This is a genomic window from Nautilia sp., from assembly GCF_053994455.1.
On the sequence record NZ_JBMYAU010000015.1, the window covers coordinates 1 to 2,790 of the forward strand.

Genomic DNA, 2,790 nt, shown 5'->3' on the forward strand with positions numbered 1-2,790 from the left:
ATTTCGCTGCAATATTTTAATATGATTCCAGGCTTTTTTGTAGTTTAATCCCATTTTTTCAGCCGCTTTTGCGATTGAGCCTTCTTTTTCGATAAGTTCAAGTATTTCCGTTTTACCTTTTCCAAAAAGTAAGTTTCCTTTATTGTCTTCTATCCAGATTTTTGTTTTGATATATGCGCGAGGGCGTTTTTTTTCTTTAAATACACCTAGTTCACAGTAAATTACGTCAAATCCGTTGTCTTTAATTGCGCTTCTTACTTTTTTGAGGTTGTATTTTTCGGCGAGTTTTCTTGCGTCTTTGCAAAATACCCTGTTTTTTTCATCCGCTAATTTCTGAAGTTCGTCGATTATCTCTTTTTCGTAATTGTCGGTAAAATCAAGCTTTCCAAACTGCCCAAGCCCACAGTCAGTAATTCTCACACCCATTTCATCAGCCGTCTTACCGACAACAATTGGCTCAACACCCGCCTTTTTTGCCACTACATAAGCTTTTGCGCATGTGAGTTTATTTTCTTCGTTTTTATATTTTTCAATCAGCTCTTTTACTTTTTCCATTTTCGCTCCTTAATTTTACATTCCGTTTTACATTTTTCACTTTTCACTTTTCATTTCTTCAATTCTCCAGTCATGCGTATAAACATTCATTTTATCCCCCCTTGCAAATCCTACAAGCGTGAGATTGAATGTATCTGCTATTTTCGCCCCAAGACACGTTGTGGCCGTTCTTGAAATAAGTATTGGTATTTTATGCATTACGGCTTTTACTATCATTTCACTGCTTAGCCTCCCGCTTACCATCATTATGCCCTCAGCCGGATTTAATCCGGCAAGTATCGCTTTTCCTGCGGCTTTATCCACCGTGGAATGCTGGGCAATGTCTTCCGCGTCAAAATATGTGTCTTCATCAAAGTATAGTCTTGCCGTGTGAACGCAGCCTGTTTGTTCGTAAAGGGGGCATGAATTGTAGAATTCACTCATCTGTTTGGAAATTTCAAAAGGTGTGATTGTTCTTTGGGATTTGATTTTTTCGGCTTCAATTTGTGAAGGGTCGATATTTAGGTTTGAAGTTATGCTTTTTCCGCATCCGCTTACAATTATTGCTTCTTCATTGAGCTTTTCTATTTTTTTTGTGTCGGCTTTTGCCGTTACGTCAATTATAAGCCCGTCGTTTTTAAGTTCTATGTTTTCAATGTCTTCTAAACTTCCTATTATCCCTTCGCTTATGAGATATCCTACCGCAAGGGCTTTTAAATCAACGGGTGTTGCCATCATAGATACCGCTTTTTCACCGTTTATGTAAATATCCGTTCTTATTTCCCTGATTAATGTATCTTCAAAATCGAATTTTTTGCCGTTTTTTACTTTTTTAATGTTGAATTTGTAAACAGGTTCCATTGTATAGCCTTTTTGTTATGATAACATAAAATAAACAAAGTAGGGTAAAAATCAGGTGTAGCCGGAAAAAGGTTTGCCTGTTTAAGTGAGAATGGAAATCTATTTCGGAGGGCTTGTGATTAGCGCATCCTAAGGAGTGTAATATTCCGGCCACGCCTCATTTCTGCCGGGAGGCAGAAAAAATTAATGTTTTTTTTCCGCTTCTATATCGGGTTTGTGTGAAATCAGCGCAACTAAACCTACGAAAATAACTCCTCCTACAATATTACCCAATGTAACAGGAAGTTCATTTTTTAATAAAAAGCTTTTAACATTTAAATTTTCAAGGTGTTCAACCGGAACATGCAGTGCCTGAGCCGCCGCATGAATATCTCCCCCGAATTGTGCTAAATAGTGAGCTTTAGAAATAAGCCCTTCAGTAATAATGAACATATTCGCAACACAGTGCTCATATCCGCTGGCAACGAATGCTGCGATTAAAAATGCGATTCCCCATACTTTTCCCGCTCCGTCTTCTACGGCTACTGCAAGCCATACAGCCATACAAACGAATATGTTACAGAAAATTCCTCTTATGAAAGCTTCCGTAAAGCCAAGGGATGTTTTGGCTGATCCAAGGTGTGCAAAATGTTTAAGTATTTCACCGTCATATTTGAAAGGAAGTCCTGATTTATAATATAAATATGCAGTAGCTGCCGCACCTATAAAGTTAAAAATCCATACTACCGTCCAGTAACCTACAACTCCGCCCATAAAACTGACTTTACTTTCAGCACAACTTACACCGCTTAATACGGAACTAGTAAAGAGATGCCCTCCGTAAAATACAACTAACATCAATCCGGCTGAGAATGCAAAACCGCCTATAAAGTTTGCAATTCCGGGTGCTAGATTCTTTGCGACTCCTACGGTTGCGTGAGCCCAGAATATGTCACCCAAGGCAATTCCGCTACCGGCCATAATTGCGAGTAAAATTACACTAAGTAACGGTAAATGCGCTTTATGCTTAGACATATCAGACAATGCTACGATTGTATGATGTGGTGCTTTACATGCCATTGTTACTCCTTTTTTTTTATTCGATTAAAAGTTTATAAGGAAAAGAAAAAAAGAAATGTCTTGTAAATGACATTTTTTAAGAAAAAAAGTTTAAATTGTTAAGATATTAGAATTTCTTCAAGTCTTTGAAGTTTTTTATAAGCGTTTTTTGCATTTTGTTTAGCTGTTAAAGAGAGGTTGTTACTGATTCCCGTAATATTTTCAGAAGGAACGTCAATTCCTAAAAACAGAGTATAAGGGCAATATTCTTTTAACATTTTTATAAGAATTTCGACTGGGATATTGTGGGTTGTAAAAAAATAATTATATGAACCGCTAAGCTCTATAAACGCACTT

The 2,790-nt window shown here is 37.1% G+C and carries 3 protein-coding genes and 1 pseudogene; all 4 read right to left on the reverse strand.

Features of this window, described 5'->3' with window-relative positions; genetic code table 11:
* Positions 1-555 (reverse strand): winged helix-turn-helix domain-containing protein (locus tag ACXJIE_RS00810; protein WP_456479083.1); only part of this gene is annotated, 555 nt, incomplete at its 3' end.
* Between the two features lie 36 nt (positions 556-591).
* On the reverse strand, positions 592-1,395 hold the full coding sequence (gene fdhD, locus ACXJIE_RS00815) for a formate dehydrogenase accessory sulfurtransferase FdhD (protein WP_456479084.1): 804 nt from the start codon (positions 1,393-1,395) through the stop codon (positions 592-594).
* 183 nt (positions 1,396-1,578) lie between these two features.
* Entirely contained in the window at positions 1,579-2,454 is an 876-nt protein-coding gene (locus tag ACXJIE_RS00820; protein ID WP_456479085.1) for a formate/nitrite transporter family protein, read from the reverse strand.
* 98 nt (positions 2,455-2,552) lie between these two features.
* A pseudogene (locus tag ACXJIE_RS00825) lies at positions 2,553-2,790 on the reverse strand (hydrogenase 3 maturation endopeptidase HyCI); the annotation flags it as partial.

Bases quoted from the DNA above. Each gene is read 5' to 3' on its own strand.
- fdhD (WP_456479084.1), bottom strand. From the start codon at position 1,395: ATGGAACCTGTTTACAAATTCAACATTAAAAAAGTAAAAAACGGCAAA.
- ACXJIE_RS00820 (WP_456479085.1), bottom strand. From the start codon at position 2,454: ATGGCATGTAAAGCACCACATCATACAATCGTAGCATTGTCTGATATG.